The sequence below is a fragment of the Rhodococcus sp. H-CA8f genome (assembly GCF_002501585.1).
In the GTDB taxonomy this organism is placed as follows: Bacteria; Actinomycetota; Actinomycetes; order Mycobacteriales; family Mycobacteriaceae; genus Rhodococcus_F; species Rhodococcus_F erythropolis.
Genome location: NZ_CP023720.1, coordinates 765,793 through 791,738, shown reverse-complemented (window position 1 = coordinate 791,738; position 25,946 = coordinate 765,793). Strand labels below are relative to the sequence as shown.

Sequence of the window (25,946 nt, the reverse complement as noted above, 5' to 3'; positions counted from 1 at the left end):
TCTTCGTATAGGTCTAAACGTAGCTCACGGAGGTAGGCATGACACGCACAGTTCTGGTAACCGGCGGCGGAACAGGGATCGGGCGCGCAGTTGCAGCGGCGTTCGCCCGAGACGGAGACACAGTTTTTGTCACCGGCCGACGCACGGAACCACTCGAAAAGACCGCGGAGGAGTTGGGTTCCGATGTTCACGCCTTGACGTGTGATAACTCCGACCCGAAAGACCTGAAGCGGCTGCAGGATTCGCTTCCGGGAACCATCGACGTCGTGGTGCACTGCGCCGGTGGCAACACGGACTTCGATCGCGAAGCACCGTCAGATCTGGAATCCCTGGCCGCCGGGTGGCGTGCGAATCTGGACTCCAATCTCATCTCGGCAGTGCTGACCACAGCCGCAGTTCGCGATCGAATCCCCAGCGGCGGTGCCGTCATCACCATCGGATCGATTGCCGCCGACAAGGGCGCGGGCGCGTACGGCGCTGCCAAAGCCGCAGTTGCGACGTGGAATATCGATCTGGCCGCCGAGCTGGGGCCCGAAGGCATCACCGCGAACATCGTCTCCCCCGGCTACATCGCTGACACCGAGTTCTTCCGAGACTTTCTGACGGACGAGCGTCGCGCGATGCTGATCGAGTCCACCAGCACCAAGCGCGCCGGAACACCGGACGACATCGCATCAGCCGTCCACTTCTTGGCCTCACCGGGCGCCCGGCAGATCACCGGTCAGGTATTGGCAGTCAACGGCGGTGAGAGAACCAGTCGCTGATCATGCCAGGTGGCGCCCGAAGAACGAGTCGATTCGCTTCCAGGCATCCTGCGCTGCAACAGGATCGGGACCGATTCCGAGGATGCGCTCCAACGGACGAAGCACCTTGGGTCCGGCCTCCGCGTCGTTGAGGAACGCGTGGCCGGCGGTGGGGTACTCCTTGACGTCGTTCTCGATACCGGCATTGCTGAGCGCCGTCTCCAGTTTCGCTGCCGCACCGCGGAGCGAGAAGTCCTTGCCTCCGAAACTCCCGACGATCGGGCACGCATCCACCACGGCCTCATCGAGTTTGCGTGGAAGCTGACCGTAGTTGACCGAGGCAGCGTCGAAATCTCCGGCGCTGACCATCGCGAAGCCGCCGCCCATGCAGAATCCGATGACACCGATCTTTCCGGTGCAGTCCGGGGATTCCAACAGCCAACTGCGAGCGACTTCGATGTCGGTGAACGCCTTGCCGTGTCCTCGAAGCATCGACGTCATGGTGGGCACGAGGCACCGCTTCGCCCCGCCCGCGCTGTAGAGGTCGACATCGAGCGTCAGGAATCCCGCAGAGGCCAGCCGCTTGGCTTGCCGCTGCATCACCTCCTCGAGCCCGAAGGCCTCGTGAATCATCACTACCCCCGGCCACGGGCCGGGGGTAGTGGGGGTTTCGAGTATCGCTCGCAGCGGTTGTGATCCGCCGACAACTGCGGCGCGGCCAGTCAGATCTATGTCCACCATGTTTCGATGCTAGGCCGACGCAGGGTCCGTACGCTCGGAAGCGAGGTCAGGGGAGTTGTTTTCCCTGGCCCGCCGCAAGCCCGGTCAAGACCTCGGCGAGCTGCGGCAAGGCGTACGGCGCGCTCAGTGGACCGAAATTGTCGACAAAGGCATTCGAGAGCAGAAGTTCGACCGGCGCATAGGCTCGCGCCTTCACCGCGGGGAGGTTCTGGAAAACTGCGAAGTTCTCCAACCTCGTCGTCGCTTCCTGATCAGAAGCGAGGCTGAGCAAAATGTCTGCGGGTGCTAGTACCTCCGCCTGCTCCATCGACAGCGCAGTCATCTGCTCGGCGTTGTATCCGCGATAGTTGAGTCCGAGTTCGCGCAGCAGAACCCCGGGCGCACTGGCATCCCCTTGCACATACAACTGATCGCCGTACATCGAGCCGATCATGATCGACTTGCCACCCAAGCCATTCAGCGAGGCGGCGGTGTCGGAGATCAGGGCGTCGGTCCGGGCGATCGCTGCAGCAGCGGCCTCGTCGACAAAAGCGGCCTGCCCGACCGTGGCGACGCCGTCACGCCACGAGGTGGTCCAGTCCAGCGCGATGACCGGCGCGATCTGGCTGAGCCTCTCGGCTGCCGGTTCGAGATAGGTCTTCATTCCGATGATGAGATCCGGTGAGTAGCGCGCGATGATTTCCGGGCTGATTTCGCCTGTGGTGTCGAAGCTTTCGAGATCGGCTATTCCAGCGGTGCTCTGCCAAGGCAGTGCACCGCGGTCCCACGCACCCGTATTGCCGTAGGCGACTGGGTGAACGCCGAGAGAGAGCAGAAATTCGAGATCCGTGAAGTCGCTGGCAACAACGATCCTTTCCGGCTTCCCCGAGATCGTGGTGGTGCCGAGCGCATTGATCACCTCGCGTTGTTCGCCGGCATCAGCGGCATCTGACGTAGTCGAACAACCCGCAAGGATGGCGGCCGCTGCCACCGCACCGACGCCGAAGAACCCACGGCGACTGAGCTGGTCCACCAGTTCAGACGTCGTAGATTCACAAATCGTTCCGTACATGTATGCACTCTCCTTCTCGGCTGCTGCGCGCGCCGAGGGCACAGCGAATGAGAGGTTAGCCCACCCTCATCTTCCATAGGGTTCCTACGTTTGCGATTCCGAGAGATCGGAGCGATAAATATGGACCGTTCTCGAGCGGACAAGTACATTCCCGCTGATCTATCACCGCAGGCAGTTGGGCGAGCCACCAGTCCCTGCCTTCGGCGATCGGGTCGCTCCAGCGTCGAAAATCAGTCGAAGATCAGTTGCCATTCCCTCCTCGAAAGCTTGCGAATTACCGTCTTTTGCACGTCGCCCACCGTTCGACTTGCGCGGCGTGGGAGGATAGACACATCGAGATCGGGACTTCGATGTGAGGGCCCGGATCGAGTTTGTAGGGAGTATCGGTATGGCACAGGGCATCGTGAAGTGGTTCAACGGCGAAAAGGGCTTTGGTTTCATCGCTCCCGACGACGGAACACCGGACGTGTTCGTTCATTACTCTGAAATCTCGGGCAACGGCTACAAGTCGCTCGACGAGAACCAGCGTGTGGAGTTCGAGGTTGGCCAGGGCCAGAAGGGTCCTCAGGCCACCAATGTGCGCGCTGTCTAATCAGTGACACAAGAAGAGGGCCGCACCCGCAAGGGTGCGGCCCTCTTCTGCATCAGATTCACCCCTGAATCACTGATCCTGAATGACGGCCAACGCTCCCACGATATTCGACTCCGCAACCGACTTCGAGATTCCGAGATCAGCCAGAACACCTGATCCGTCTTCGAGTTCGAGCAGCGCGAGCAGGATGTGCTCGGTTCCGATGTAGTTGTGGCCCAGACGAAGAGCCTCACGGAACGTCAGTTCCAGGACCTTGCGCGCGCGAGCGTCGTACGGAATAAGTTCTGGCAGTTCGGAAGTCGGAGCCGGGAGTCCACCGGCCACTGCAGCTCGGACGGACCCGAGCTCCACCCCCTGCGCCACTATCGCCTTCGCAGCCAACCCGGCAGGCTCCTCGACAAGCCCCAGGAGCAGGTGCTCGGGCTGGATCTCTGCGTTACCGGCAGCGCGGGCTTCGTTCTGCGAGGCCATGACGACGTTCTTCGCCCGAGGAGTGAACCGGTTGAACCCTTCGTTCGGATCCATCGGCTTCTGATCACTCGGCGCCTTGGGAACAAAACGCTTCTGCGCAGCCTGCTTCGACACACCCATGCTCGCACCGATCTCCGTCCACGACGCCCCCGACCTGCGCGCCTGGTCGACGAAGTGGCCGATCAGGTGATCTGCAACTTCACCGAGATGATCAGCGGCGATCACGGCGTCGGAAAGTTGGTCGAGCGCGTCGGTGTGCACCTTCTTGATCGCGTCGATGAGGTCGTCGAGTCGAACCTTGTTGGTCATTTCCACTGGTTTACTCATGCGTCAACCATAGGTTGACGCAATCGAAAACGTCAACCCTAGGTTGACGATCGTTTTCGCCGCACAGCGATTAGCCGGAAAAGAACTCACGCAGAGCCGGGACAATAGCGTCGTCGGCAACGCCGTGACCCTGACCGGGGATCTCCAAAGTCTTTGTCCCCAAGACTTTTTCAGCGATTCTCGTCGCCGAGGCAGGTGCCCATTGACCACTGTCACCGCCGTACATGACCAAGGTGGGGACGGTAATGGAGGCAAGCCAGTCGAGCGACTGACAGCCGTGATCACACACGGCGACGTCGTAAGGCAAGGTGTGCGCGATGGCGCACATGTCGGGCCAATCGGCACTCCGCTTGATCTCGTCGACCATCTCCGGGGATGCACCCGTCAGATCCAGAAAACGCGTCACAGCACCTTCCCTGTCGCCGGCCGCGATCAACCGCTCCAGGTCACTTTGGGCAGTCTCGTCACGCTGGTCGTCGTCCATGTACGGCGCCTCGTAGACGGCGAGCTTACGCATCGGAACGGCCTGCGCAGCGGCTTCCAAAGCCAGCGCAGCACCCGACGACAATCCGTAGACCAGCGGCGTTTCACCAGTGGCAGCGACGACCGCTCGCAAGTCCTCCACCTCGGCGTCGATCGAGAACGCGCGACTGTCACCGCTGTCCCCGCGTCCGCGCCTGTCGTACGAGTACACCGTGAAGTCCGCCGCCAACGCAGCAGCGAGAGAATCGAACCATCCTCGATCGCAGAACGCTCCGGCAACCAGAACCACTGCTGGTCCGGCACCGGAGCGTTCGTATGCGATGGTCGTGCCGTCGCGGGATTGCACTACCGCTGGGGATTGCTCTGTTTGCACGTCGATCTCCTCAGGTTTGGTCAATGCCTACCTGATTAGACCGCCCGCGTTACCGAAACTCATCGGTCCGGTCGGCAGAGGCTTCAGCTGATCTTGTTGTACAGGGCATCCCAACCCTGTGCCACGTATGAAATCGTGTAGATCGAACCGTAGAACGTGGAGCCACCCAGACTGGTGACGTTGCCAGCCTGCACTGCCGGGAGTCGCTGCCACAGCTTGCTCGCCACCAATGCCTGGTACGCGGCACTGTCCTCGTTTTCGGTGATCATGAAGCCGTCGACGCCGGCCAGCACATCGAGGCCTTCGAGGCTGACGCCACCCTCGGGATCGAGGCCCTCCGAGGTGGCAGTTTTGCCACCGATGTCGCCGAGCGTCATGTCGCTGGGCTTGTCGCCCTTCTCGGACGTACGGATGCTCGTGACGTACAGCGTGTTCGTGTCTGGCATGAACGAGACACTGGCAACGGTTTTGGACGCAATCTTCTCGGCATGACGACTGCGGATGTCGGAAATCAGATTGTCGTAGTCGAGCGTCAATCGATCGAGTGTGGCCGTTCGACCGAGCCAGCCCGACAACCGCGAGAGGTTTGTACGCCAGTCGTCGGTGAACTCGGTCGTCAGAACCGGTGCGATGGTGGACATCTCGGCTACCGGCCACCACTCGCTCTCGTAGTTGAGACACACGATCAGGTCGGGCTCGAGCGCCAAGATCTGTTCGCGGTTGGGGATCTCCGACAGGAACGGCACCGACGAATCGATAGGCACCCACGGTGTCGCCTGGGCGTACGTGTAGCCGACGAGCGGAAGTTCCAGAGCTACAGCAGGTTCCAGATCGAGCCGCGAGTCGATCGCGACAACCCTCTTCGGATTGACGGGAATGTCGTAGGTACCGAGAGGTGTCGTCACAGAACGCATTTCGGTTTCACCCGAACTGCTCCCGCTGTCACCGCAGGCCGCCAGGAACGCGCCCAGTCCGGCGATCCCGGCACCGAAGCCGAACCGCCGACGGGTGAGGTCCGAAACGAGGCGGTTGTCGGAGTAGCCCTCGGGAAGCAAGAGCGTGGATTGAGCGGGCATGCGTGTCGAACCTCCAGAAGAAATGAATCATCCACTGTTGCGAGCGGATAAGGATGCCCTAACAGCGTACGCAGGGAGGGTCGTCGCGATCGGCCCAGAAATAGTCGAATCAGGCCAATTCGCACCCCTTACTTGTCGAGTTTGCGCATCTCGACGAAGTAGACCGCACTGAACGCGAGGTAGGTGCCGACGATTCCGAGGACCGAGATGATCAGGACGAGAGCGAGAAACATAGCCATGATGGTCTCCACTGACACGGGTTGTTCACGATGTCGATCGAGAGAAAATGGCTTCGAACTGCGGCGCTGCGACTCGAAGCGGGGCCGAAACTTGCGGTTACACACACCACGCTAGCCCCAGGCGTCTCGAGTTTCGATGAACTCGAGGTGAACTCTCCTACGGCTACGTCACACTTTCCTGTCGGACGGTCAGTTCGGTCCGAGCACCTGTCCGGACCATTCGACCAAGGGCGTCAGTGCGCGCCACGCTGTGCGAACTTCCTTCAACGTCCTGGCACTGTCCAGCCATGACGGGCTTGGGTAACTACGACCGGCAGTCAGCGACTTGTGACGCAGCAATTCGATCCGCGGGTGATCGACCGTGTATCCGCGAGGTGCCGTCTTGAGCTTGTCGCCGCCGATCGTGAATCCGGCCTTCTCGACGGAGGCCAGGATCTTCTCGAACTCCGGCCCTCGAACGTCGTCGTCGACAGCCGCACGATAACGCGCGATGGTCTCCGAACTGCTGGCGTAGAAACCACCGGCCACCATCAACCCTGCCGCGTCGATCTGCACGTAGTAGCCACAGCTCTCGGCGAGACCGACGAACGCTCCCTGGTGCGTCTTGTACGGGATCTTGTCCTTCGAGAATCGAACGTCACGATATGGCCGAAAGAGCTTGGCCGTGCCGAATTCGTCCTCCAACGCCGCGGTCAACGACGCCATCGGACGACGAACCACTTCGTCGTACGTCTCCTTGTGCGCTGCCCACCAGGTCTTGCTGTTGTCAGCCTCCAGGTCTTCGTAGAAGTCGAGTGCAGCAACGGGTATGCCAGTGAACGCAGCCATGGCGTAAGCCTAGCTGCCTGTACGGCTTTGGACCGCCTGCCCTGCGACGATGCCCGGATCGGCCGGAATCCGTAGAATGCATGGGGATGATTTCCGAAATACAAGCATGGGAACTGACCGACACCAACCGAGACTGGCTGATTCACCGACCCGTCGAGATCGCGATCTACGTGGCGCTCGCAGTCGTTCTGCGCTTCGCACTGCACCGCGGGATCGATCGAATGTCGAAGCCTCGCAAGTCTCCGAACGCCAAGGTGAACGAGCGCCGATCGCAGCGAGCCCGGACCATCGGTTCGGTACTCAAATCGACGGTGTCCATCGTCATCCTCGTCTGGTGTGTGCTGCAGATCCTCGGCATCCTCGGGATCAACGTCGCGCCGTTCATCGCATCCGCCGGCGTCATCGGTCTTGCCATCGGTTTCGGTGCACAAAACCTGGTGCGTGACTTCCTCTCCGGCATCTTCATGTTGCTGGAAGATCAGTACGGTGTCGGCGACGTCGTCGATCTCGGTGACGCGGTCGGCACCGTCGAAACAGTGGGCCTGCGTGTCACCACGATTCGAGATGCCAACGGCACCTTGTGGTACTGCCGCAATGGCGAAATCCTGCGAGTGGGCAACATGAGTCAGGGTTACGCCACTGCAGTTCTCGATCTTCCGATCGCCCACAACGCGAACGTGCACAAAGCGTGCGAGGTGGCGACGCGAGCTGTCCTCGAGGCGGCGGAGTCCGAACCGATCAGGGCGGACATGATCGACAAGCCGGAGATGCTGGGAGTCAATTCGGTTACTGCCGAGGCAATTACCATTCGAGTGACGGCGCAGGTCAAGCCTGGGCGCCAGTGGGCAGTCCAGCGCGCGTTTGCGCGCTCGGCGCTGACTGCGTTCGAAGAGCAGGGAATCGAGGCACCTTACCTGCCTGTTCTGCGCTGACGGTTGAGACGGAATCGTCTGCCCTTTCCATCAATTACGCGAGCCCCCGGCGCGGTCGATACCGCCGGGGGCTCGCTGGTGCCTGACGCACGATTCAGACGGTGGAGGTCGAGACCTCCCGATTTGCCGAGCTGTTGCCAAACACCCTGTGCAGGAACATCGTCAGAGCAATTGCTGCCACGATTCCGATCAGCGGCGGGATTCCCACCTCGAACTCACCGGAAAGCCAAGCGAGGAACGCTGCGACGGCATAGACGGCGAGGTTTCGCCAGTGGACCGGCTGCGGGGTGTAACCCTCGGGAATGCCGCGCCGCCAGCGGCACAGGAAGTCCGCGATGATCACACCGCCCAATGGCGGGATGAACGTTCCGAGCAGGCTCAGATAGTCGACAAGATGGTTGTGCACACCGGTCAGAGCGAGCGCCGTGCCGATCACACACCCACCGATGACGAACGGGGTCTTGCGGGGCTTTCTGAACAATTCGGCGCCGGCCACCCCGAAGGCGTATGCGGTGTCGGCGTTGCTCTTCCAGAGGTTCCCGAACAGCAAGACCAGGCCCCAGCCGACAAGCCCGAGGTTGTAGAGAATCAGCACGAAGTCACCTTCGTGGAACGTGATGGCTCCGATGGCACCGAACAGGATCATCAATCCGTTTCCGAGGAGGAACCCGATAACGCAGGCCCACACCGCTTGTGATCCGGAACGGGCAAACCTGGTCCAGTTGGGCGCTTGCGTTCCCGCCGATACAAACGTGCCGACCACAGTGGTGATTGCGAGCGCGATCGTCATGGTCGTCTGCGGTTGAACCGAGACCAGGCCGGAGAACCCACCGACTTCCTCGAGGGACCGGAACACGACCCAGCAGGCCAACGCCAGGATCAAGGGCGTCGAGACGAGCGAGACCCAATACATTCCGCGGTAGCCGTAGCAGGCGGTGATGCACATCAAGATGCTCGCCGCGATCATCACCGACGCCCGCGCGAGATAGGAATCCCAGCCCAATGCCTGCGCGGTGAGATCGCCGATCGTGCCGATGATGACTCCGTACCAGCCGATCTGGGTACCGCCCAGCAGGATCGAAGCAAGCTTGGACCCGCGAGTGCCGAAACTGTAGCGCGCCATCACAACTGTCGTCAGCCCGGTTCGAGCTCCGACGAACCCCATCATGGCGACGTACACCCCCAAGATGGCGGATCCGGCGGCGATCACCACCATCAGTTTCCAGAACGAGAACGCGGTACCGAGCGCTGCTCCGGCCAACATCGTCGGTGTGAAGATGGTGAACCCCAACAACACCACCGCGAGCGAGAAGAACGGCTTTCGTGCATGAAGCGGAACCGGACTAACGGGATAGTCCGGATCGATCGGGTGGCCTGTGCTCTCCGAATCGCCTGCGACCGTGGCAGGTTCGACGGCGCTGCTCATACAACTTCGCCGATGTCTTCGAGCCACAGGCTCGGGCGCTCGGCCAGCATGCGGTCCATCAGTGCCACACACTCCGCGTCGTCGACGACGTCGACCTGAATTCCGCTGCTGCGCAACCATTCTTCCGACGCCTCGAAGGAACGATTTTCGCCGACTACGATTCGAGGGATCTCGTACAGGCGCGCCGTTCCGGCGCACATGAAGCACGGTGACAAAGTCGTGTAGAGGACACACTCGCGATACACCGAGGCCGGCAGTCGTCCGGCGCGCTCGATGCAGTCGGTCTCTCCATGACGGATGGCGCTGTTCATCTGGACCCGGCGGTTGCGTCCGACTGCGAGAACCTCGCCGCGGTGAATCAGCGCCGCGCCGATCGGCACGCCGCCCTCCTCCCAACCGATCTTCGCCTGTTCGATCGCAAGTCCGAGAAAATACTCATCGGTGTGTGCCGGGTGGTTCATGTGCGCTCCTGGAGTCTGACCAAAATCGTCGATTGTGGCTCGTGTCACAATCCGACCACGGTGGTAACAGCCCGACAAGGGACAACCTGTCAGTTCGGCAGAACTAGCTCTATGACGAAGTGCCCCCTCGGCGGACGATATAGAAATGCTCCCGACTCTGCGACAAGTTCTTGCGATGCCCTCGTTCAAGGCCGCCGCAATCGAGGTGCTCGCGGGCGACGTCGATACCGCGGTGGTCCGCTGGGTCCATTCGTCCGAGGTGTACGAGATGGGTGGGCTGCTGTCCGGAGGTGAGGTCCTCCTGACCACGGGCCTCGGTCTGCACGGGCGATCTCCCGAGCAGCTCACCGCCTACATCGACCAGTTGGCGGACGCGGGATGCGTCGCGCTCGCGATGGAGGTCGGCCGCTCGTTCCTCACGGCCCCTCCCGAACTCGTCGAAGCATCGCGCCGACGCGGGCTCGCGTTCTTGGCCCTGCACGCAGTAGTGCCCTTCGAGCGGATGGTCGAAGACTTTCACGACCTCATGCTCCGCCGCACTCTCGGTTCGGCACAGTCGGGCGAGCCTGTCTGGCAAGAACTTCTGAGTCTCGTGGTGGCAGGCCAGGGTATGACCGCGCTGCTCGACAAGGTGTCACGACTCGCGGGGTGCGGCGTCGATCTCCTCGACGCGGATGGCAGAACCGTCGAGCGCAGCACAACCGGCGCAGAGCGATCCGAGACCGAACGCACGATCCACGACGTACGCGGTCCGACGAACTCACTCGGTCGACTTGTCCTGTGCGGGACCGCAACTACACGCCGAACCGCCGTCGCAAACTGCGCCGCCGTCGCGGTGGCTCTGGAACTCGGCCGTCACGGCGATCTCGGCCCAAGACAGTCACTCGCCCAATCGGTGATCACCGACGTGGTGGGCGGTGTGCTCACATCGCACGGCGACTTGTCCGAACGACTGACAGCGGCCGGGTGGACGCCGTTGTCGGAGGGGCACCACGTCCTCGTCGCCGCTGTCGACATCGATCGGCAAACGCCGGTTCGAGAGCTCGCTGACCAAGTACGCGACGCCGTGCGGGCCGTGCTCGGCTCCTGTGTCGTCGGGACTGCGGCCAATCACGTCATCGTGCTCGCGCATGGGTGGGCGTCCGCATCCCCCGCTCGAGTGCGGACTGCGTTCACCGAAGCCGACGAGCTGCTACGCCGCGGGCCGGGCGGTTCCGCGGTACGCACGCTCGGAGTGGCGACGCCGGTCGAGGATCTGTCGGGCGTCGGGGCGGCGGTCGCGCAAGCTCGCGAAGTCGTCCAGATCGCACGGCGTTTCGGCACCCGGACCGGAGTGATCCTCGCGAGGGACGTCGGCGTCCAACGACTGCTCGCCGCCGGCACGACACCCGCTTCCTTGTCCTCGTTCGTCACGGAGCAACTCGGTTCGCTGATCGCGTACGACACAGCACATTCCGCCGACCTCGTCCGGACACTCGACGCGTACCTCGCACATCGGGGCGGCAAGGTGAGAACCGCGGATTTCCTCGGCATTCGGCGCCAGTCGCTTTATGCACGGCTCACTCGTATCGAGAAGCTGATGGGTGTTTCCCTCGACGATCCGGCACAGGTGGTCTGCCTCGGGCTTGCACTGACCGCATGGCGCATGCGTACCGGCCTTGACCCACAAGCTGCGTTCGAGCGTCTCCCCGGGTGAGCGACAACCTCTGCGATGATGAACGAATGACCGGAGCAGCGGAATTGATGATCGAGATCCCTGCCGGCGAGGTGCATCTCAGAGACGATCGCAAAGGCACTGCGTGGACCTCGAAAGTCGAATCATTCCGCCTCGCTCGCCATCTCACCACCAGGGCACTGCTTCACGGAGATTCGGCGGACGATTCGAGCAAACCCGCGGTCGACCTCTCGTGGAAAGACGTCATTGCAACCTGCAACACACTGTCAGTCGCGGACGGTCTGTCGCCCGCGTATCACGACATCGACACCGAGTCTCCCTGGTGGGACCGGGCGGCAACCGGCTACCGACTCGCCACCGAGGCCGAGTGGCAGTACGCGTGCAAAGCCGGCACCTCCGGCTACCGCTACGGCGAAATCGACGAGATTGCCTGGTACAGCGACAATTCAGGGGGACGAGCACATGACGTCGGGATGAAGGCACCCAACAACTGGGGCCTGTACGACATGATCGGCAATGTCTGGGAATGGTGCTGGGATCTCTACGACCCCGAGGTTTACGGCACGTACCGGATCTTCCGCGGCGGCAGTTGGGCCGAAAGTGAGCGCGGTTGCGGCGCTACCGTACGGAGGCGAAGCCACCCGACGTTTGCTATCGATGACTTGGGATTTCGCCTAGCTCAGACGATCTGAGGGCAGACGGCCGAGGACTTCGAGCACAGCCTCGATCTCTTCTCGACTGCGCAGCCGAACTATCGGCAACGACGGCACATCGACAAGGACCGTGGCCATACGCCCGACGTTGCGTCCGTCGCTTCGCCAGGCCCAGCGCACCACATGATCCGGATCGAACAGAATGGTGTGCAGTGGCGGCTCCATGTTGCGATTCCACAACACCTCTCGCTGCAATCGCCGACGCACGGTTCGTGTGATCACCTGGCGCATCACCGTCCGCCGAGGCAGATCCAACCACAGCATCAGGTCCGCACGCTCGGCCAGAAGCTCACGGACCGCGCCGTACTGCCACTCGGTCACCCAGGCCGGCTCGCTGGAAAAACGTCGTACTTCGGTTTCGAATCTCTCGAGCGGAACCCAGTCGGGCCCGTGGAACAGCGAGTCCAACTCGGTGTGTTCGATCCCGAGAAGCTGCCCGATTCGACCGGCGAGAGTCGTCTTTCCGGCGCCCGAGGTCCCCGCGACAAGGATCTTCTGCGGACGAGTTGTCAGCGAGGCGGGGTCTACGAAAGGCACCGATACACACTAGGTGCCTTACACTTCGCAGTCCACCCATTCGATGTAACCGGTGCCGTTGATCGACGCACCGTCGAAACTCCCCCGGTAGGTGTACGCGCCGACGTACCCCTTACCGTGGCCGTAGCGCCACTCCGAGTCGATCTCGGCCTCGAACTCCACGATCGTCCTGCCGTAATCGCGTACCTGCCAACGTAGTACGCGCGGCACACGCATCTCACGTCCCTCCGGGTCGACATGCAATGCGTCGGCATACTCGAGTACGTCGAACACCACGTCGTCGAAGACCTTCGCACTGCCGTCAACAGTCCGAATGTAGGCGAGCTTGCACGCCGTAACCCCTGAAGCTCGAACATCGGTGAGCAACAATTGATGCCGGTCGTCGAGCTGAACGATCTGGTAGGTGAAGAAATCGGCCGGGAGCTTCCAGGACTCGGGAAGGGCGCGGCGGGTCAACGATTGCGGTGTCATGCACCGCGCGTATTCGACGGTGCACGGAGCCGAAATACTCACCGGGCCATCCGGACTCGAGATCGTCCCGGAACACTGCGCCAGCAGACTGACGTGGTCGTAGACGGGATTACGCACGAACCACGACGCTTGATCTGATGCCACGATCTCGAGATCGACGTCGAAAGAGTCGTATCGTCCGGTGACATGGAACTTCGGATAGCTGTTGTCGATGATCAGGTTGTCACCGAAGGCGATTCGCGAACCATCTTCTTCGAACGCACACTCATCGGCCGCGTCGTACGCCCGATAGAAGTGATGCCCCGGCGCTGCGGTAGAACTCAGCACGGTTGCGGTGTTTCGCGCGTCGGGTGCAGCGAGATAGTCGTTGTCGAACACCACCGTCCCCGTTGCACCGATCAACGTCATGATGTTGAGGTAACGGAAAGGCCCTGGCAGCCGGGGAACGAAGATCCCGTAGTGCGTCCACGCGAACTTCCGCGAAGCCAGGTGCGGACGCATCATCTCGGGCCGATCGAACGGGCGTACCGATTCCGCCATTCGCTTGTCGATCAGCGGTAGCGCGCCGTCCAGCAAGGCCCGAACCGCGGGTCGCCACAATCGGCGCGAGCGGGTGGCTGGAACAGGGTCGGAACGATCAACGGTTTGTCCGGTCACGCCCCTAAGTTAATGTAACCAGCCGTAACAAACAAGTGTCGAAGTTTCCTCGACGACCTCACACCCTGAACACCCGCGCCCTGCCCACGGGGCGAATAGCATGTGAGAATCCGCGTACCGGAACCGGTCGCAGAGAGGGCACAACAATGCAGCACGAAGAGTCGTCGTTCACCGGAGTAGCCGGCACCAAGATCGTCTACGACGTGTGGACACCGGACCGCGAACCCACCGGGGTTCTTGTCCTGTGCCACGGACTCGGCGAACACGCGAGGCGCTACGACCATGTTGCTGCGCGGCTCGGGGAACTCGGGCTCATCGTGTACGCACCCGACCATCGCGGACACGGACGCTCCGGCGGCAAGCGCGTTCACCTGAAGGAATTCTCCGACTTCACCGACGACGTCCACACGTTGTTCTCGATCGTGACGGCGGCACATCCCGGCAAGGACAAGTTCCTGCTCGGCCACAGTATGGGAGGCGCAATCGCACTTTCTTATGCCCTCGACCATCAGGCCGATCTCAAAGCACTCGCCCTGTCCGGACCTGCTGTGATCATCGCAACCGGCACTCCGAAGATCGTGATGCAGTTGGGCAAGATCGTCGGCAAGTACCTCCCCGACGTGCCTGTCGAGAACCTGGAAGCGGCTGCCGTATCGCGTGATCAGAAGGTCGTCGACAAGTACAACGCCGACCCGCTGGTTCACCACGGCAAGGTTCCTGCCGGAATTGCGCGCGGCATGATCACCGCCGCGGAAGGCTTCCCGGCGCGCCTGCCATCGCTCACCATTCCCGTACTGCTTCAACACGGCTCGGACGACCGATTGACGGACCCCGCCGGCAGCAAGCTCGTAGCAGAGTTGGCCGGTTCTTCGGACGTCACCTTGAAGGTGTACGACGGCTTGTATCACGAGATCTTCAATGAGCCTGAGCAGGAAGAGGTTCTGAACGATCTGATCGAGTGGCTGCGCCCGCGGGTCACCGGAGCATAATCATGTCGACGTGCGGGATCCTGCTGGCTGCCGGGGCCGGATCCCGCATGGGCAAACCGAAAGCTCTCGTTACGGGCACGGACGGCCAGCCTTGGCTTCGCCACGGGGTGGCGACGCTGCAGTCCGCCGGACTCTCACCGGTCATCGTGGTTCTCGGCGCACAGGCCGAGGACGCCGTCGAACTGCTGCCCACCACCGATGTCATTGTGGTGAAATCGGATTGGGAACGCGGAATGAGCGCATCACTACGCTGCGGACTCGAGGCGGCGATGCAGATCGAGGGTGCCGAGGCGGCAGCGATCTCCCTGGTCGACGTCCCGGACCTGAACACCGACACCGTGACGCGAATCGCGGGTCAAGACATCCCATCACGAAACATACTGCGAAGAGCTGTCTTTCACGGAAGGCCCGGCCATCCTGTCCTGATCGGACGCGACCATTGGCCGACGCTTGCAGAGTCACTCACCGGGGACGGCGGTGCCAACACCTATCTACGCGAACACGGCGTGGAGTTGGTGGAGTGCAGCGACCTCAGCAGCGGCGTCGACGTCGACTATCCCGAAGCCTGATCGCACTGTCACAATCCTCCCAGGTGGTGGGTGTCCGAATTCGGTGTAAAGATGATCCGATGAAACGTACCGTCGCCGCCCTGCTCGACATCGAGATCGACGAGGCGACCAACCTGGAGTTCAAGATCGCGGTGACGCGCGCGCCGGGTGTCGAACTGCTGGAAACGATGTCGTTCGTCCATGACGGCAAGCCGATCGAACCCCGTGAGGTCATCGCCGAACACGGCACCCGGATTCACCTACTCGACTGTGCCCCAGGCAAACTGATCGTCAGCTACGACGCAACCGTCATCGGCCGCGCAGAACCGTCGTCGGTCGGCGACTACGACGTGTCGAAATATCTGCGCCCCAGTCGGTATGCCGAGGCCGACAAGTTCTTCGGTTTTGTCGCCGGGCAATTCGATCTCGCCACTCCCCCGGCCGAACTCCTCCTCGAAGTCACGCGCTGGGTGAGTACACATTTGAGTTATGTTCCCGGCACCAGTCGCGGCACCGACAGTGCGGTAGACACCTTACTGGCAGGCGCCGGAGTGTGCCGCGACTACTCGCACCTGACCATCTCACTATTACGCGCCGTGGGGATTCCCGCGCGCTTGGTGGCCGTCTACGCGCCGGGCTGCGATCCGATGGATTTTCACGCCGTCGTCGAAGCCAGTATCGACAACGTGTGGCGCGTGGTCGACGCAACGCAATTGGCGCCGCGCAGCAATCTTGTGCGGATCTCGACCGGGCGAGACGCCGCGGATACCGCCTTCCTCGACAACCACGGCGGTTCGATCACATTGCATGCCTCGGAAGTTCGCGCAGTCGTCGAGGGCGTTCTCGACAACGACGACTACGCAACACTCACGTCGATCGGCTGACAAACACCTCAGGCGCTGATCTGGTTCTGCGAGGCCATCGTTCGCTCGAGGAACTTGACCGTGAGATCAACGATCGCCTTACCCTCCCGAAGAGCTTTGCCGATCACCGGGAAAGCATGGATCTGCCCACTCCAGATGTGCGTTTCGACGGCTTGTCCTGCCTTGATCAGGTTTTCGGTCATGATCTCGACGTCCGGACGCATCAGTTCGTATTCGGCGGACACCAGGAACGACGGCGGAATCAGACTGGCGTCGGCGTTGATCGGAGACTGCGCACCAGGAATCTCGTCCGGACCCTCCAGCCACCGGTCCTTGAGCTTTTCGACCTGTGACATCGGTAGGTAGGCATCGCGTTTCATGAAATCGGGATCGTGGTCCTCGAGGTTCACGTTGAGAAGAGGGGAATATCCCACCACGGCAGCGGGCCGCGTGATTCCGCGCAGTGCGGCAATTTCGGCGACCTTCATGGCCAGGTAACCGCCCGCCGAATCACCGGCAAGCACAATCTTGTTCGGGTCTTCCGCTGTCTCGAGCAACGCGGTGTACGCGGCCATCGCATCCTTGACGGAGGTGCCGATGGAACCTTCCGGCAGCTGACGGTAGCGCACGGAGATCACCGGCACTCCGGCCTTCGCCGAGAGCAAACCGCACAGCGCGCGGTGCGTTGCCAGACCGCAGAAGACGAACCCACCACCGTGGAAGTAGAGGATCGTGGCTCCGGCCAACTCGCCCTGCGCTTTGCGTGGATGCTGCACCTTCTCGCTTGGCACACCACCAAGCGTGAAAGGCTCGATGTCGAGGTTCTTCGGCTTCGGCAGTTTGTCCGCCATCGCGTCGAGTCGCTCGAGTTGGCGGATGCCGCGTTCGGTGGTCGGCCAGAGGGTGAACATCGGCTTCACGAACGTCCTGGTCAGGCAGAAGATAACCCGCGCTCGGGGACTCACGTTCCAATGCCATACCGTCGAATCTCGCGTCCGCATAGCGTCCTCCCAGGTCAAGACGTTTTGTGCATGTGAGTTACACATACTTGTCGACTGCTGTTGTGAACGATAACTGACGCTGCGTCAAAACGACACGACGGGTAGGCATGAATTACTCGAGCGTGTGTAAGTTCGGCTCGCAATCACGGCTGGGAGAGATAAGCGGAGAGTCCGCGGTGCCCGCCACGCATCATCGCTTCATGATTCCACTCGAATACCGGCTTCGCGATCTTCGAGGCCAGACCGAGCGCTCCGAACACCGCTACTTGTTGCCGAAAGTCGGCGACGCAGCCAGATTCAGCGGGGCTTACCACCCAGCTACTCCACCCGGTCATTGCCCCGGAGAGACGCACTTGCAGATGGCGGGCAACGGGGTCTTCGACCTCGCGTCGCCCGAAGACCAGCAGCGTCAGAGGGACAGCGCTGCGGATGGCCATGGAGCCCGAGTGCTCGTCGGTCGCCCGGACTCGGCGTATCTGAGGCCACCACTGCGAATACCGCTCGGCATCCGCGAGAACGTCGTAGACGCGGTCGGCAGAGGCCGGGAGCGTCCAGACGCTGTGGAAGTCGAAGTCGGTCAAGATCAGGCCGTCTGAGCAGCAGCAGTCACCCATGCACCGTAACCCGAACCTCGGGTGCTTACACGCCTGGCATGCTCAGTATTCGAACGTCTCCACCCGTCGCAGGATCTCCTCCGCGATCTTGGCGGGACTACCGCCCACGTCGACGACGATGGCCTGCTCGTCCGGGTCGACGGCCTCGAGCGTCGAGATCTGGGAGTCGAGGAGCGAGGCGGGCATGTAGTGATCGAGGCGGGCGGTCAATCGCTGGCCGATCTGATCCCGCGAACCGGCGAGGTGCACGAACACGACGTGCTCACCGCGAAGCACGTCGCGGTAGCTGCGCTTGAGTGCCGAACACGTGACGATGCCCGGCTGACCGGCGTCGGTATGGCTCTTGATCCAGACGGCGATCTTGTCGAGCCAGGGCCAGCGATCGTCGTCGTTCAGCGGATGCCCGGTCGCCATCTTGTCGATGTTCGCCTGCGGGTGCAGATCGTCGCCTTCTTGAAGGTCCCAACCCATCGCTCCGGCGAGCATGCCGCCGACCGTCGACTTTCCCGAGCCCGAGACACCCATCAGGACGAGCACGGGATACTGCTTCTGCTGTGCCGCTTCGCTGTTCATGTGCTCGCCTACCTAGATGAATGCGCTCAACACGAGCACTCCGGCCAGGCCCGATACCGAGATGATGCATTCCATCACGGTCCAGGTCTTGAGGTTCTGTACCACGCTGACGCCCAGATACTCTTTCACCAACCAGAATCCGGCGTCGTTGACGTGCGAGAGGAAGAGCGAGCCTGCACCGATCGCCAAGACCATCAGCGAGACATGTGCGGACGAGAGGTCGGCCGCAACCGGAGCGAGGATGCCCGACGCCGTCACCGTTGCCACCGTTGCCGAACCCGTTGCGACGCGGATCAATACCGCTACCAGCCAGGCCAGGAACAGCACGGGAAGGCTGCTGCCCTTGATCGCGTCGGCGATCACTCCGGCGATACCGGTGTCGATCAGGACCTGCTTGAAACCGCCACCGGCGCCGACGATCAACAAGATGCCTGCGATGGGAGGTAGGGAACTCTCGAGCGACTTCGAGATGGCCTTGCGGTCCATTCCGCCGCCGCGACCCAGCAGCACCATTCCGACCAGAACCGCGAGACCCAAAGCCACAACGGGTGTTCCGAGGAAGTCGAGGACGGATTTGGGGAGTGCCTCGGAATCGGGTGCGATCACGTCGGCGAATGCCTTGCCCAGCATGAGAACAACCGGGAGGAGGATCGCTGCGAGAGTGGCCGCGAACGAAGGGCGCTGCTGCTTCTCTTCTTCACCTCGATCTTCGCCTGTGACAAAGAGATCCGGAACCTTCACGTCGACCCACCGCGCTGCGTACTTGCTGAAGACCGGACCGGCGAGAACAACAGTGGGGATCGCGACGAGGACACCGAGCGCGAGCGTGAGGCCGAGGTTTGCGTTCAATGCCGAGACTGCAACCAGCGGCCCTGGGTGCGGGGGAACCAACCCGTGCATGGCCGAGAGGCCGGCGAGGGTGGGGATCGCGATGCGCATCAGGGACAATCCGGATCGCCGCGCGACGAGGATGATGACCGGCATCAACAGAACGAGACCGATCTCGAAGAACATCGGCAGACCGATGACAGCGCCGACCAGAGCCATGGTCCACGGGAGTGCCTTGGTGCTGGAGCGGCCGACCAGTGTGTCGACGATTCGGTCGGCACCACCGGAATCGGCGAGGAGTTTGCCGAACATCGCGCCGAAACCGATCAGGATTCCGACGCTTCCCATGGTCGATCCGAAACCGGTGGCGAATGCTGCAACCGACTCTGCCGAACCGAGGCCGGCCGCCAGACCGACACCTACCGCGCCGATGGACAGCGCGAGGAAGGGATGCAGGTCGAGCCAGGTGATCAGCGCGATGATGACCGCGACGCCGGCGACTGCAGCGATGATCAATCGTGCGTCGCTACCAGCGGGGACGACCTCGGCCGCCAGCAATGCTGTGGTGTTCATAGGGACTCCCAGTCCGATGAGTGATTGAGGTCACTGTTCCTTAATTAACCTACAATTTCAAGAGCAGACACTAATTTGTAGTATTTATTCGCCTTGCACCGGGCTTACTCCATACGCATGGGACGATCTACGTATGCCTTCTGTCCCGTTTCAGCAGTTACACGACTCGATGCTGGAACAGCTCGGCCAAGACATAGTCGGTGGTGTGCTCCCCCCGGGAACCACGATCTCCGCCGACGAGGTGGCAACGCGCTACGACGTGTCGCGAACCGTCATCCGCGAAGTTGTCCGCGTTCTCGAATCTCTCGGATTGGCTTCGGTTCGTCGACGCGTCGGAATCACCATCCTGGGCTCCGAACACTGGAACTCGCTCGACCCCAATGTCATCCGCTGGCAACTGGCCGGTCCTGATCGGTTCGAGCAGCTTTCGATCCTGAGTGAACTCCGTTCCGGTATCGAGCCCCTGGCGGCGCGACTGGCCGCAACTCGCGCAACACCCGAGCAGTGCGGCGCGCTGACCGCAGCCGTCATCGGCATGTCAGCTACCTCTCGCGCTGCCGATACCGGTGCCTATCTCGGCCATGACTCCGACTTCCACCGCACCCTGCTCGCCGCCTCCGGTAACCCGATGCTGCGGGCGATGTCGCAGATCGTCGTCGAGATACTCGAAGGCCGCACACGCCACTCCTTGATGCCCCACGAGGCCGACCCCGAAGCGATTCACCTGCACGGAGTGGTCGCATCAGCCATTCAGTCCGGCGACGCCGACGCTGCAGAAACCGCGATGCGCTCGATCGTCGCGGAATCCGCAGAAGCGGTCGAAACAATGCGCGAAAGCCCCGAACCGCCGCCTCATCTGTAAGTCGAGCCACAGACTCGCCGGAATTGGCCCGCAACTGCTCCGCAAGTGGAACGCTTGGCGCCATGACAGCACTCGCTACCCAGAACAGCGCACTCTGATGGCCCGCCCGGTACGCGTCGTCGTCCTCGGTGCCGGATCGTGGGGAACCACGGTGGCCGGCCTCGCTGCCCGCAACACTCCCACCCTGCTGTGGGCACGAAATTCCGAAGCGGCCGACGAGATCAATTCGCAACGGACCAACTCCAAATACCTTGGTGAGCGCAAACTTCCCAAGGGCCTCAAGGCAACCTCGGATCTGGTCGAAGCCGCTCGTGAAGCGGACGTACTCGTATGCGGGGTGCCTTCGCACGCCGTTCGCGCCACCCTCGCCGAGATCGCCAACGAGGTTCGGGCGTGGGTCCCGGTGTTGTCACTGTCCAAGGGCCTCGAGCCCGGCACCCGGCAGCGTCCCACCGAAGTGATCGCCGAGTGCCTGCCCGGCCATCCCGTCGGACTGCTCGCGGGCCCCAACATCGCCAAGGAGATCGTCGACGGCATGGCCGCGGCATCGGTCGTGGCCACCCAGGACGATCGCGTCGCCGCCGCGCTGCAACCCCTGTTCGCGTCGTCCGTCTTCCGCGTCTACCGCAACACCGACGTGCTCGGCTGTGAACTCGGCGGCATCCTCAAGAACATCGTTGCCATCGCCTCGGGCATGGCCGACGGCCTGGGAGTCGGGGACAACACTCGTGCGATGGTGCTCGCGCGCGGTCTCGCCGAGATGACCCGACTCGGTGAAGCGATGGGCGCCAACCCGCGCACCTTTGCCGGCTTGACGGGCGTCGGCGATTTGATCGCCACCTGCATGGCTCCGACTTCTCGCAACCGTCGCGTCGGCGAAGCTCTGGCGCAGGGATTGACCGTCGAGGAGGCGGTCGCCAAGCTCGGCCAGGTCGCCGAGGGAGTAAAAACTGCCCCTACCGTCATGGATCTGGCTCGCGAGTACGGAGTCGACATGCCGATTGCCGCGGAGGTCGAGGCCGTCATCGGTGGTCGCCAAAGTGCCAGCGACGCATATCGCGGACTTCAGAAAGTTGCCCCGGGCGGCGAGCACGAGGTGGCGTGAGGAAGATCTACAGGTATCTAGCGATTTGGCTAGATACCTGTAGATCGCCCGAGATCACGGAATTGGAGCGTCGACGAAGATGTCGATCGCCAACGGTGACTGACCGCCGTACTGCGAGAAGTCCGAAATCCCCGCCTCGCGCAGGACATCGACGTCGAGTACCGTCCGACCGCTTTCCGTGCCGGCGGGACGTCCGAGAATCTCGACAGCCGCATCGGCCATGATCTCGGGTGAACGCGAGTGATCGATACTGTCGTCTCCCCCGAGCAGGTTTCCGACGGCCGCCGTGGCGATCATGGTCTCCGGCCACAGACAATTACTCGAAATCGATGCACCTGAATACTCCGCGGCGATACCCAAGGCCGCCAATGTCATTCCGTATTTGGCCAGCATGTAGCCCGGATGAGCACCCAACCAGTGCGGCGAAAAGTTGAGCGGTGGCGACAGCGTCAATACGTGCGCGTTGGCCGAAACCCGAAGGTACGGAAGGCACGCTCGGGTGAGCGCGAAAGTGCCACGGACGTTGACCTGCTGCATCAGATCGAATCGCTTCATCGCGAGGTCTTCGGTTTTCGAAATGTCGAGGACGCTCGCGTTGTTGACCACGATGTCGATACCACCGAAGTGCTCTACCGCTGCATCGACGGCGTGCGCGATGTCGTCGTCGTTCCTCACGTCACCGACGACGGGAACGGCATGACCCCCAAGCTCGTTCAACTCGTCCACAGCCGTGTGGATTGTTCCGGGCAACCGGGGGTCAGGCGTATCGGTCTTGGCGAGCAACACGACGTTTCCGCCGCGGCGCGCTATCGCACGGGCGATGGCAAGTCCGATGCCACGGCTTCCCCCGGACATGATCGCGGTTCGTCCGCGGAAGTTCTTGTCGTCCAAAACGAATCCTTGTCATCGTCGACGGTCTTCGTCGCTGCGGTTGTGGCCGCGGGAAGTCCCGGCACGACCACTCGTCGACTTCCACGATATGAGCGCCTTCACGCGATGACTACGGCCGCGGAGCATCAATAATCGTTGATCAGTTGTCCCGTCAGGACAACTGATCAATGCGGTCAGCCACCCACCGGGCGCAGGATCCACCATCCGCCGAGCACGAGCACCGCGACGTTCACGAGCAGAAACAAACCGACCCAGACGATCGCGGGTATCGGTGAGAGCCTGGCCAATTGGTCGGCGTCCGAGTCCGGTGCCCCGCCTCGTCGCATTCGCTGCCGTTGAAGCTCCACGACTGGGCGTGGTCCGGCGAAAAGCAGGAAGAGCGTCAAGAAGTAGGCAGCAGCCACCTGCTGCTCCTGGGTCCCCCACCAGACGAGTCCGAACAACACGGCTCCCACCACGGCAAGTGAGAAGACTCCGTAGAGGTTTCGGATCAGAACCATCATCACCGCGATCACGAATACGCCGATCCACAACACCGAGACCGCACGCTGCGCGCCCAACAACCCGGCCGCGCCGAGTCCGAGAATCGACGGTCCGACGTACCCCGCGAACGTCATCAGAATGACGCCGAAGCCGGTCGGTTTGCCCGACGAAATCGCGACACCCGACGTATCCGAATGCAGGCGAAGACCTTTCAACCGTCGACCGACCAGGACGGCGACAATCAGATGAGCGCCCTCGTGTGCGATGGTGACGACGTTACGGGCGATCCGCCACAGGTGTGGTTCGAGAACAATGATCACGGCGATCAACGCGGCCAGTTGAACTACCCACGCCGGTGGGTTGGGACTGAGCGCCGCCACCCGATCCCACGCGGTTTCGAGCGCGTTCACTCCGCTTGTCCGCGCAGGTATCGGCCGAAGTGAGGGACCGTGAATCCGATGGACCCACGTTCTGCCGAATAGATCAGTCCCTTCTTGATCAGTCCATCGCGTGCCGGCGAAAGGGAAGCCGGCTTGCGCCCCAACTCGACGGCGATCTTCGCGGTTGCGACGGGTCCGTCGTCACCGGCGAGATCGGCCATGGCGCGCATGTACTCACGCTCCGCGGGCGTTGCTCGCTCGTACCGTGATCCGAAGAAGCCGACAGCGAGTTCTTCCTCAGCCGTCGGCGCGCCGACGCGCACGTCTTCCGACGTGATCGGACTCGACGCCGCCACATCCCACGTGGCCTTTCCGTAGGCCTGAACGAAGTACGGGTACCCGTCAGCCGCTTCGTACAGAGCGTCGAGCGCAGATTCGGTGAACTCGACGTCCTCACGCTCAGCAGGCGCAATCAGTGCCTGATCTGCAGCTTCCCGCTCGAGCCGATCGATCCGGTGGTAGCTGAACAGGCGCTCCGAGTAGCTTTTCGACGCCGACAGCACAGCAGGCAGATGCGGAAGCCCCGCCCCGACGACGATCAACGGTGCCGCGTCCTGACTCAACTCGTGGCAGGCCCCGCAGATCGCCGAGACATCCGCGGCACCGAGGTCCTGCATCTCGTCGATGAAGATGGCGATCCCGACGCCGACATCCCTGGCCAGCGACGACGCGTCGAGCAGCAACTCGACGAGGTCGATCTCGATGTCGCCGCTGTCTGCCCGACCCTTGATCGCGGGTGCATCGATGCCTGGCTGCCAGCGCTCGCGCATTCCCTTGTCCGCAGTGGCGCGTAGGGCAAACGATTTGAGGACTCCGAGGAACTGCTCGACCCGCTCGGGATCGCGATGGGAGACCGCGATCTCTCGGACTGCCATGTGCAGCGCCGACGAGAGTGGGCGTCGTAAATCCTGATCGGGGCGCGCCTCGATCTTGCCGGTCCCCCAACTTCGGGAGATCGCGGCCGAACGCAACTGATTGAGCAGGACGGTCTTGCCGACGCCACGCAAGCCGGTGAGGACAACACTTCGTTCCGGGCGGCCACGCGCAATTCGCTCGAGAACGACGTCGAAGGCGTCGATCTGCTTGTCGCGCCCGGCGAGTTCCGGCGGGCGTTGACCGGCACCGGGGGCATACGGATTGCGCACGGGGTCCATGCCCATCGACGGTACAAGCCGAGTAGACGAATATCCCGCTCTCTAGCGCGTGTCCTAGAGAGAACTAGGAACCGCAATATCGGCTCGACCTTGTCGAACCGGGCTCCGGCATCGTCGTCTAACCGTCCAGGCTCGACGCTCGGGCGAAGTCCCCGGCCACGTGGGCTCCAATTGCTCCGGCCAGAATGATCGCCGGATGCGTCGCGGCCAGATAGAGCCCCGACACGCCTTCGGCGAAGCCCAGCAGCGGGCGGCCACCACGCGGGATGGGACGGTCAGCGACTACCGCCTCGATCAGTTCCACTTGGTCACCGTCCACGAGCTGACTGCGGATCGCGTGCAGCGTCGGCCCCGCAAGCTCACGAGCATCTCCGGAGAACCCGGCCGGAACATCTTCAGCCGCAATCAGTGTCGTTTCGTCCAATTGCCGGATCTCGAAATCCGGAGAGGACAGTATTCCGTTCACCAATGGGTGGGGCGTCGAGAATCTGATGAGGCAACACGGGGAGGCGTCGACCTCGACGTCGACTCCCGCCGACGCCGCGAGTCCAGGGATCGCGGTACCCGCAGCGAGCACGGTGGCCGATCCGTAGACGGGACCGTCGGCAGTCATTACTCCGTACACTCTCATGCCCTCCGTGAGCACCCCGCGCGCACCGACATCGGAATACACTGTGGCACCGCACTCTTCGGCACCTCGCAGGAGCGATCGAGCGAACGCAACCGGGTCAACGCCACCGTCATCAGGCGCGTACGCTGCGACCGAGGGGGCCGTCCGCAATCCCGGCTCACGAGCAAGGATTTCCTCTTTACCGATGAGGTCGACGGGATGGCCGAGTGCTCGATGAGCATCTACGAACGCTCGAGTCTCCGCTTCCGTCTCTTCCCAGGTGATCGCGCCTCTGCGGCGCAAACCGATTGGCTCGACGAGTTCGCGCTCCAGGCGGTCGAATTCGACTGCAGCGCCTTGCCGGAACGGATCTGAGTAAGTTTCTGCGGCACTCTTCGAGAGGCCGACCCAGGCAAAGGAGTTGCCGGTCACCCCTCCTGCCACCGAGCCGTGGTCCAGCACCGTGACTCGGAGACCAATGCGCGCCAGGTGATACGCGATCGACGCGCCGACGACACCGGCACCAATCACCAGGATCGGACTGTCGTTTCGGCCATTCGGATGCGTCACCAGTGGACCATATCTGCGAGCCGCAACCTGGATCCACTCAATTTGG

28 protein-coding genes are annotated in these 25,946 nt (G+C 62.4%); 10 read left to right on the top strand and 18 right to left on the bottom strand.

Annotated elements, in window-relative coordinates:
- Window positions 1–38 precede the first annotated feature (38 nt).
- Window positions 39–764 carry an SDR family oxidoreductase gene (locus tag CPI83_RS03785; protein ID WP_020909286.1) on the top strand — a complete coding sequence of 242 codons (726 nt, stop codon included), beginning with the start codon at window positions 39–41 and terminating at the stop codon, window positions 762–764.
- Here CPI83_RS03785 and CPI83_RS03780 read toward each other — a convergent pair whose 3' ends face one another.
- Together CPI83_RS03780 and CPI83_RS03775 are read right to left on the bottom strand one after the other, a co-directional pair.
- Entirely contained in the window at window positions 765–1,484 is a 720-nt protein-coding gene (locus tag CPI83_RS03780) for a dienelactone hydrolase family protein (protein ID WP_097386804.1), read from the bottom strand. It abuts the gene before it with no gap.
- A 46-nt stretch (window positions 1,485–1,530) separates the two neighbouring features.
- Window positions 1,531–2,535, bottom strand: a complete 1,005-nt coding sequence (locus CPI83_RS03775) for an ABC transporter substrate-binding protein (RefSeq protein WP_097388117.1) — start codon at window positions 2,533–2,535, stop codon at window positions 1,531–1,533.
- A 388-nt stretch (window positions 2,536–2,923) separates the two neighbouring features.
- Here CPI83_RS03775 and CPI83_RS03770 point away from each other — a divergent pair, with 388 nt between their 5' ends.
- Window positions 2,924–3,127, top strand: coding sequence for a cold-shock protein (locus CPI83_RS03770; protein ID WP_003939930.1), 204 nt, complete (start codon window positions 2,924–2,926; stop codon window positions 3,125–3,127).
- 69 nt (window positions 3,128–3,196) lie between these two features.
- Here the strand turns inward: CPI83_RS03770 and CPI83_RS03765 are convergent, their stop codons facing one another.
- The 4 genes from CPI83_RS03765 to CPI83_RS03750 form a co-directional block, all read right to left on the bottom strand.
- On the bottom strand, window positions 3,197–3,925 hold the full coding sequence (locus CPI83_RS03765; RefSeq protein ID WP_097386803.1) for a Clp protease N-terminal domain-containing protein: 729 nt from the start codon (window positions 3,923–3,925) through the stop codon (window positions 3,197–3,199).
- A 70-nt stretch (window positions 3,926–3,995) separates the two neighbouring features.
- Complete coding sequence (locus CPI83_RS03760; protein ID WP_097388116.1) at window positions 3,996–4,781, bottom strand: alpha/beta hydrolase; 786 nt, start codon at window positions 4,779–4,781, stop codon at window positions 3,996–3,998.
- 83 nt (window positions 4,782–4,864) lie between these two features.
- The gene (locus CPI83_RS03755; protein ID WP_097386802.1) at window positions 4,865–5,857 is read right to left on the bottom strand and encodes an ABC transporter substrate-binding protein; all 993 of its coding nucleotides are present in this window, start codon (window positions 5,855–5,857) and stop codon (window positions 4,865–4,867) included.
- Between the two features lie 428 nt (window positions 5,858–6,285).
- Entirely contained in the window at window positions 6,286–6,924 is a 639-nt protein-coding gene (locus tag CPI83_RS03750) for a DUF2461 domain-containing protein (RefSeq protein ID WP_097386801.1), read from the bottom strand.
- A gap of 86 nt (window positions 6,925–7,010) precedes the next feature.
- Here CPI83_RS03750 and CPI83_RS03745 point away from each other — a divergent pair, with 86 nt between their 5' ends.
- On the top strand, window positions 7,011–7,856 hold the full coding sequence (locus CPI83_RS03745; RefSeq protein ID WP_024487521.1) for a mechanosensitive ion channel family protein: 846 nt from the start codon (window positions 7,011–7,013) through the stop codon (window positions 7,854–7,856).
- Between the two features lie 94 nt (window positions 7,857–7,950).
- On the opposite strand, the gene codB is transcribed toward CPI83_RS03745, so the two are convergent.
- Both codB and CPI83_RS03735 read right to left on the bottom strand, forming a co-directional pair.
- Window positions 7,951–9,282 carry a cytosine permease gene (gene codB, locus CPI83_RS03740; RefSeq protein WP_097386800.1) on the bottom strand — a complete coding sequence of 444 codons (1,332 nt, stop codon included), beginning with the start codon at window positions 9,280–9,282 and terminating at the stop codon, window positions 7,951–7,953.
- A complete protein-coding gene (locus tag CPI83_RS03735; RefSeq protein ID WP_003940577.1) occupies window positions 9,279–9,743 on the bottom strand; it encodes a nucleoside deaminase in 465 nt (154 codons plus the stop codon). The genes codB and CPI83_RS03735 overlap by 4 nt, the downstream gene beginning before the upstream one ends.
- Window positions 9,744–9,918: 175 nt before the next feature.
- On the opposite strand from CPI83_RS03735, the gene CPI83_RS03730 reads away from it, so the two are divergent.
- Together CPI83_RS03730 and CPI83_RS03725 are read left to right on the top strand one after the other, a co-directional pair.
- Complete coding sequence (locus CPI83_RS03730; protein WP_232816861.1) at window positions 9,919–11,439, top strand: PucR family transcriptional regulator; 1,521 nt, start codon at window positions 9,919–9,921, stop codon at window positions 11,437–11,439.
- A 26-nt stretch (window positions 11,440–11,465) separates the two neighbouring features.
- The gene (locus tag CPI83_RS03725) at window positions 11,466–12,110 is read left to right on the top strand and encodes a formylglycine-generating enzyme family protein (protein ID WP_232816860.1); all 645 of its coding nucleotides are present in this window, start codon (window positions 11,466–11,468) and stop codon (window positions 12,108–12,110) included.
- Here CPI83_RS03725 and CPI83_RS03720 read toward each other — a convergent pair.
- Together CPI83_RS03720 and CPI83_RS03715 are read right to left on the bottom strand one after the other, a co-directional pair.
- Window positions 12,093–12,668, bottom strand: coding sequence for an AAA family ATPase (locus tag CPI83_RS03720; RefSeq protein ID WP_097386797.1), 576 nt, complete (start codon window positions 12,666–12,668; stop codon window positions 12,093–12,095). The two genes, CPI83_RS03725 and CPI83_RS03720, sit on opposite strands and share 18 nt — an antisense overlap.
- 18 nt (window positions 12,669–12,686) lie before the next feature.
- Window positions 12,687–13,796 carry a DUF6670 family protein gene (locus tag CPI83_RS03715; RefSeq protein WP_097386796.1) on the bottom strand — a complete coding sequence of 370 codons (1,110 nt, stop codon included), beginning with the start codon at window positions 13,794–13,796 and terminating at the stop codon, window positions 12,687–12,689.
- Window positions 13,797–13,942: 146 nt separating this feature from the next.
- Here CPI83_RS03715 and CPI83_RS03710 point away from each other — a divergent pair, with 146 nt between their 5' ends.
- The 3 genes from CPI83_RS03710 to CPI83_RS03700 are packed head-to-tail and all read left to right on the top strand — an operon-like array spanning window position 13,943 to window position 16,217.
- The gene (locus CPI83_RS03710; protein ID WP_020970959.1) at window positions 13,943–14,785 is read left to right on the top strand and encodes an alpha/beta hydrolase; all 843 of its coding nucleotides are present in this window, start codon (window positions 13,943–13,945) and stop codon (window positions 14,783–14,785) included.
- A gap of 2 nt (window positions 14,786–14,787) precedes the next feature.
- On the top strand, window positions 14,788–15,354 hold the full coding sequence (locus CPI83_RS03705; protein WP_046379382.1) for a nucleotidyltransferase family protein: 567 nt from the start codon (window positions 14,788–14,790) through the stop codon (window positions 15,352–15,354).
- 59 nt (window positions 15,355–15,413) lie between these two features.
- Window positions 15,414–16,217 carry a transglutaminase-like domain-containing protein gene (locus CPI83_RS03700; RefSeq protein ID WP_060937910.1) on the top strand — a complete coding sequence of 268 codons (804 nt, stop codon included), beginning with the start codon at window positions 15,414–15,416 and terminating at the stop codon, window positions 16,215–16,217.
- 8 nt (window positions 16,218–16,225) lie between these two features.
- On the opposite strand, the gene CPI83_RS03695 is transcribed toward CPI83_RS03700, so the two are convergent.
- The 4 genes from CPI83_RS03695 to CPI83_RS03680 form a co-directional block, all read right to left on the bottom strand.
- Complete coding sequence (locus CPI83_RS03695) at window positions 16,226–17,197, bottom strand: alpha/beta hydrolase (RefSeq protein ID WP_041815310.1); 972 nt, start codon at window positions 17,195–17,197, stop codon at window positions 16,226–16,228.
- Between the two features lie 143 nt (window positions 17,198–17,340).
- Window positions 17,341–17,778: an SRPBCC family protein gene (locus tag CPI83_RS03690; RefSeq protein ID WP_097388115.1), complete on the bottom strand. Its 438-nt coding sequence runs from the start codon at window positions 17,776–17,778 to the stop codon at window positions 17,341–17,343.
- Window positions 17,779–17,853: 75 nt separating this feature from the next.
- Window positions 17,854–18,384, bottom strand: a complete 531-nt coding sequence (locus CPI83_RS03685) for a gluconokinase (RefSeq protein ID WP_020909302.1) — start codon at window positions 18,382–18,384, stop codon at window positions 17,854–17,856.
- Between the two features lie 12 nt (window positions 18,385–18,396).
- Window positions 18,397–19,785, bottom strand: coding sequence for a gluconate:H+ symporter (locus tag CPI83_RS03680; protein WP_019745529.1), 1,389 nt, complete (start codon window positions 19,783–19,785; stop codon window positions 18,397–18,399).
- A gap of 133 nt (window positions 19,786–19,918) precedes the next feature.
- Between CPI83_RS03680 and CPI83_RS03675 the strand changes: the two genes are divergently transcribed.
- Both CPI83_RS03675 and CPI83_RS03670 read left to right on the top strand, forming a co-directional pair.
- Entirely contained in the window at window positions 19,919–20,647 is a 729-nt protein-coding gene (locus tag CPI83_RS03675) for an FCD domain-containing protein (RefSeq protein WP_019745530.1), read from the top strand.
- A gap of 97 nt (window positions 20,648–20,744) precedes the next feature.
- Window positions 20,745–21,752 carry an NAD(P)H-dependent glycerol-3-phosphate dehydrogenase gene (locus CPI83_RS03670; RefSeq protein WP_019745531.1) on the top strand — a complete coding sequence of 336 codons (1,008 nt, stop codon included), beginning with the start codon at window positions 20,745–20,747 and terminating at the stop codon, window positions 21,750–21,752.
- Between the two features lie 54 nt (window positions 21,753–21,806).
- On the opposite strand, the gene CPI83_RS03665 is transcribed toward CPI83_RS03670, so the two are convergent.
- The 4 genes from CPI83_RS03665 to CPI83_RS03650 all read right to left on the bottom strand — a co-directional run bounded on the left by CPI83_RS03665 (window position 21,807) and on the right by CPI83_RS03650 (window position 25,900).
- Entirely contained in the window at window positions 21,807–22,643 is an 837-nt protein-coding gene (locus tag CPI83_RS03665) for an NAD(P)-dependent oxidoreductase (RefSeq protein ID WP_097386795.1), read from the bottom strand.
- 173 nt (window positions 22,644–22,816) lie between these two features.
- Window positions 22,817–23,536 (bottom strand): M50 family metallopeptidase, encoded by a 720-nt coding sequence (locus tag CPI83_RS03660; RefSeq protein WP_003940327.1) that lies wholly within the window; start codon window positions 23,534–23,536, stop codon window positions 22,817–22,819.
- Window positions 23,533–24,720 (bottom strand): ATP-binding protein, encoded by a 1,188-nt coding sequence (locus CPI83_RS03655; RefSeq protein ID WP_021331853.1) that lies wholly within the window; start codon window positions 24,718–24,720, stop codon window positions 23,533–23,535. Before CPI83_RS03655 ends, CPI83_RS03660 begins: the two co-directional genes overlap by 4 nt.
- Window positions 24,721–24,838: 118 nt before the next feature.
- A complete protein-coding gene (locus CPI83_RS03650) occupies window positions 24,839–25,900 on the bottom strand; it encodes an FAD-binding oxidoreductase (protein ID WP_097386794.1) in 1,062 nt (353 codons plus the stop codon).
- Between the last annotated feature and the right edge of the window lie 46 nt (window positions 25,901–25,946).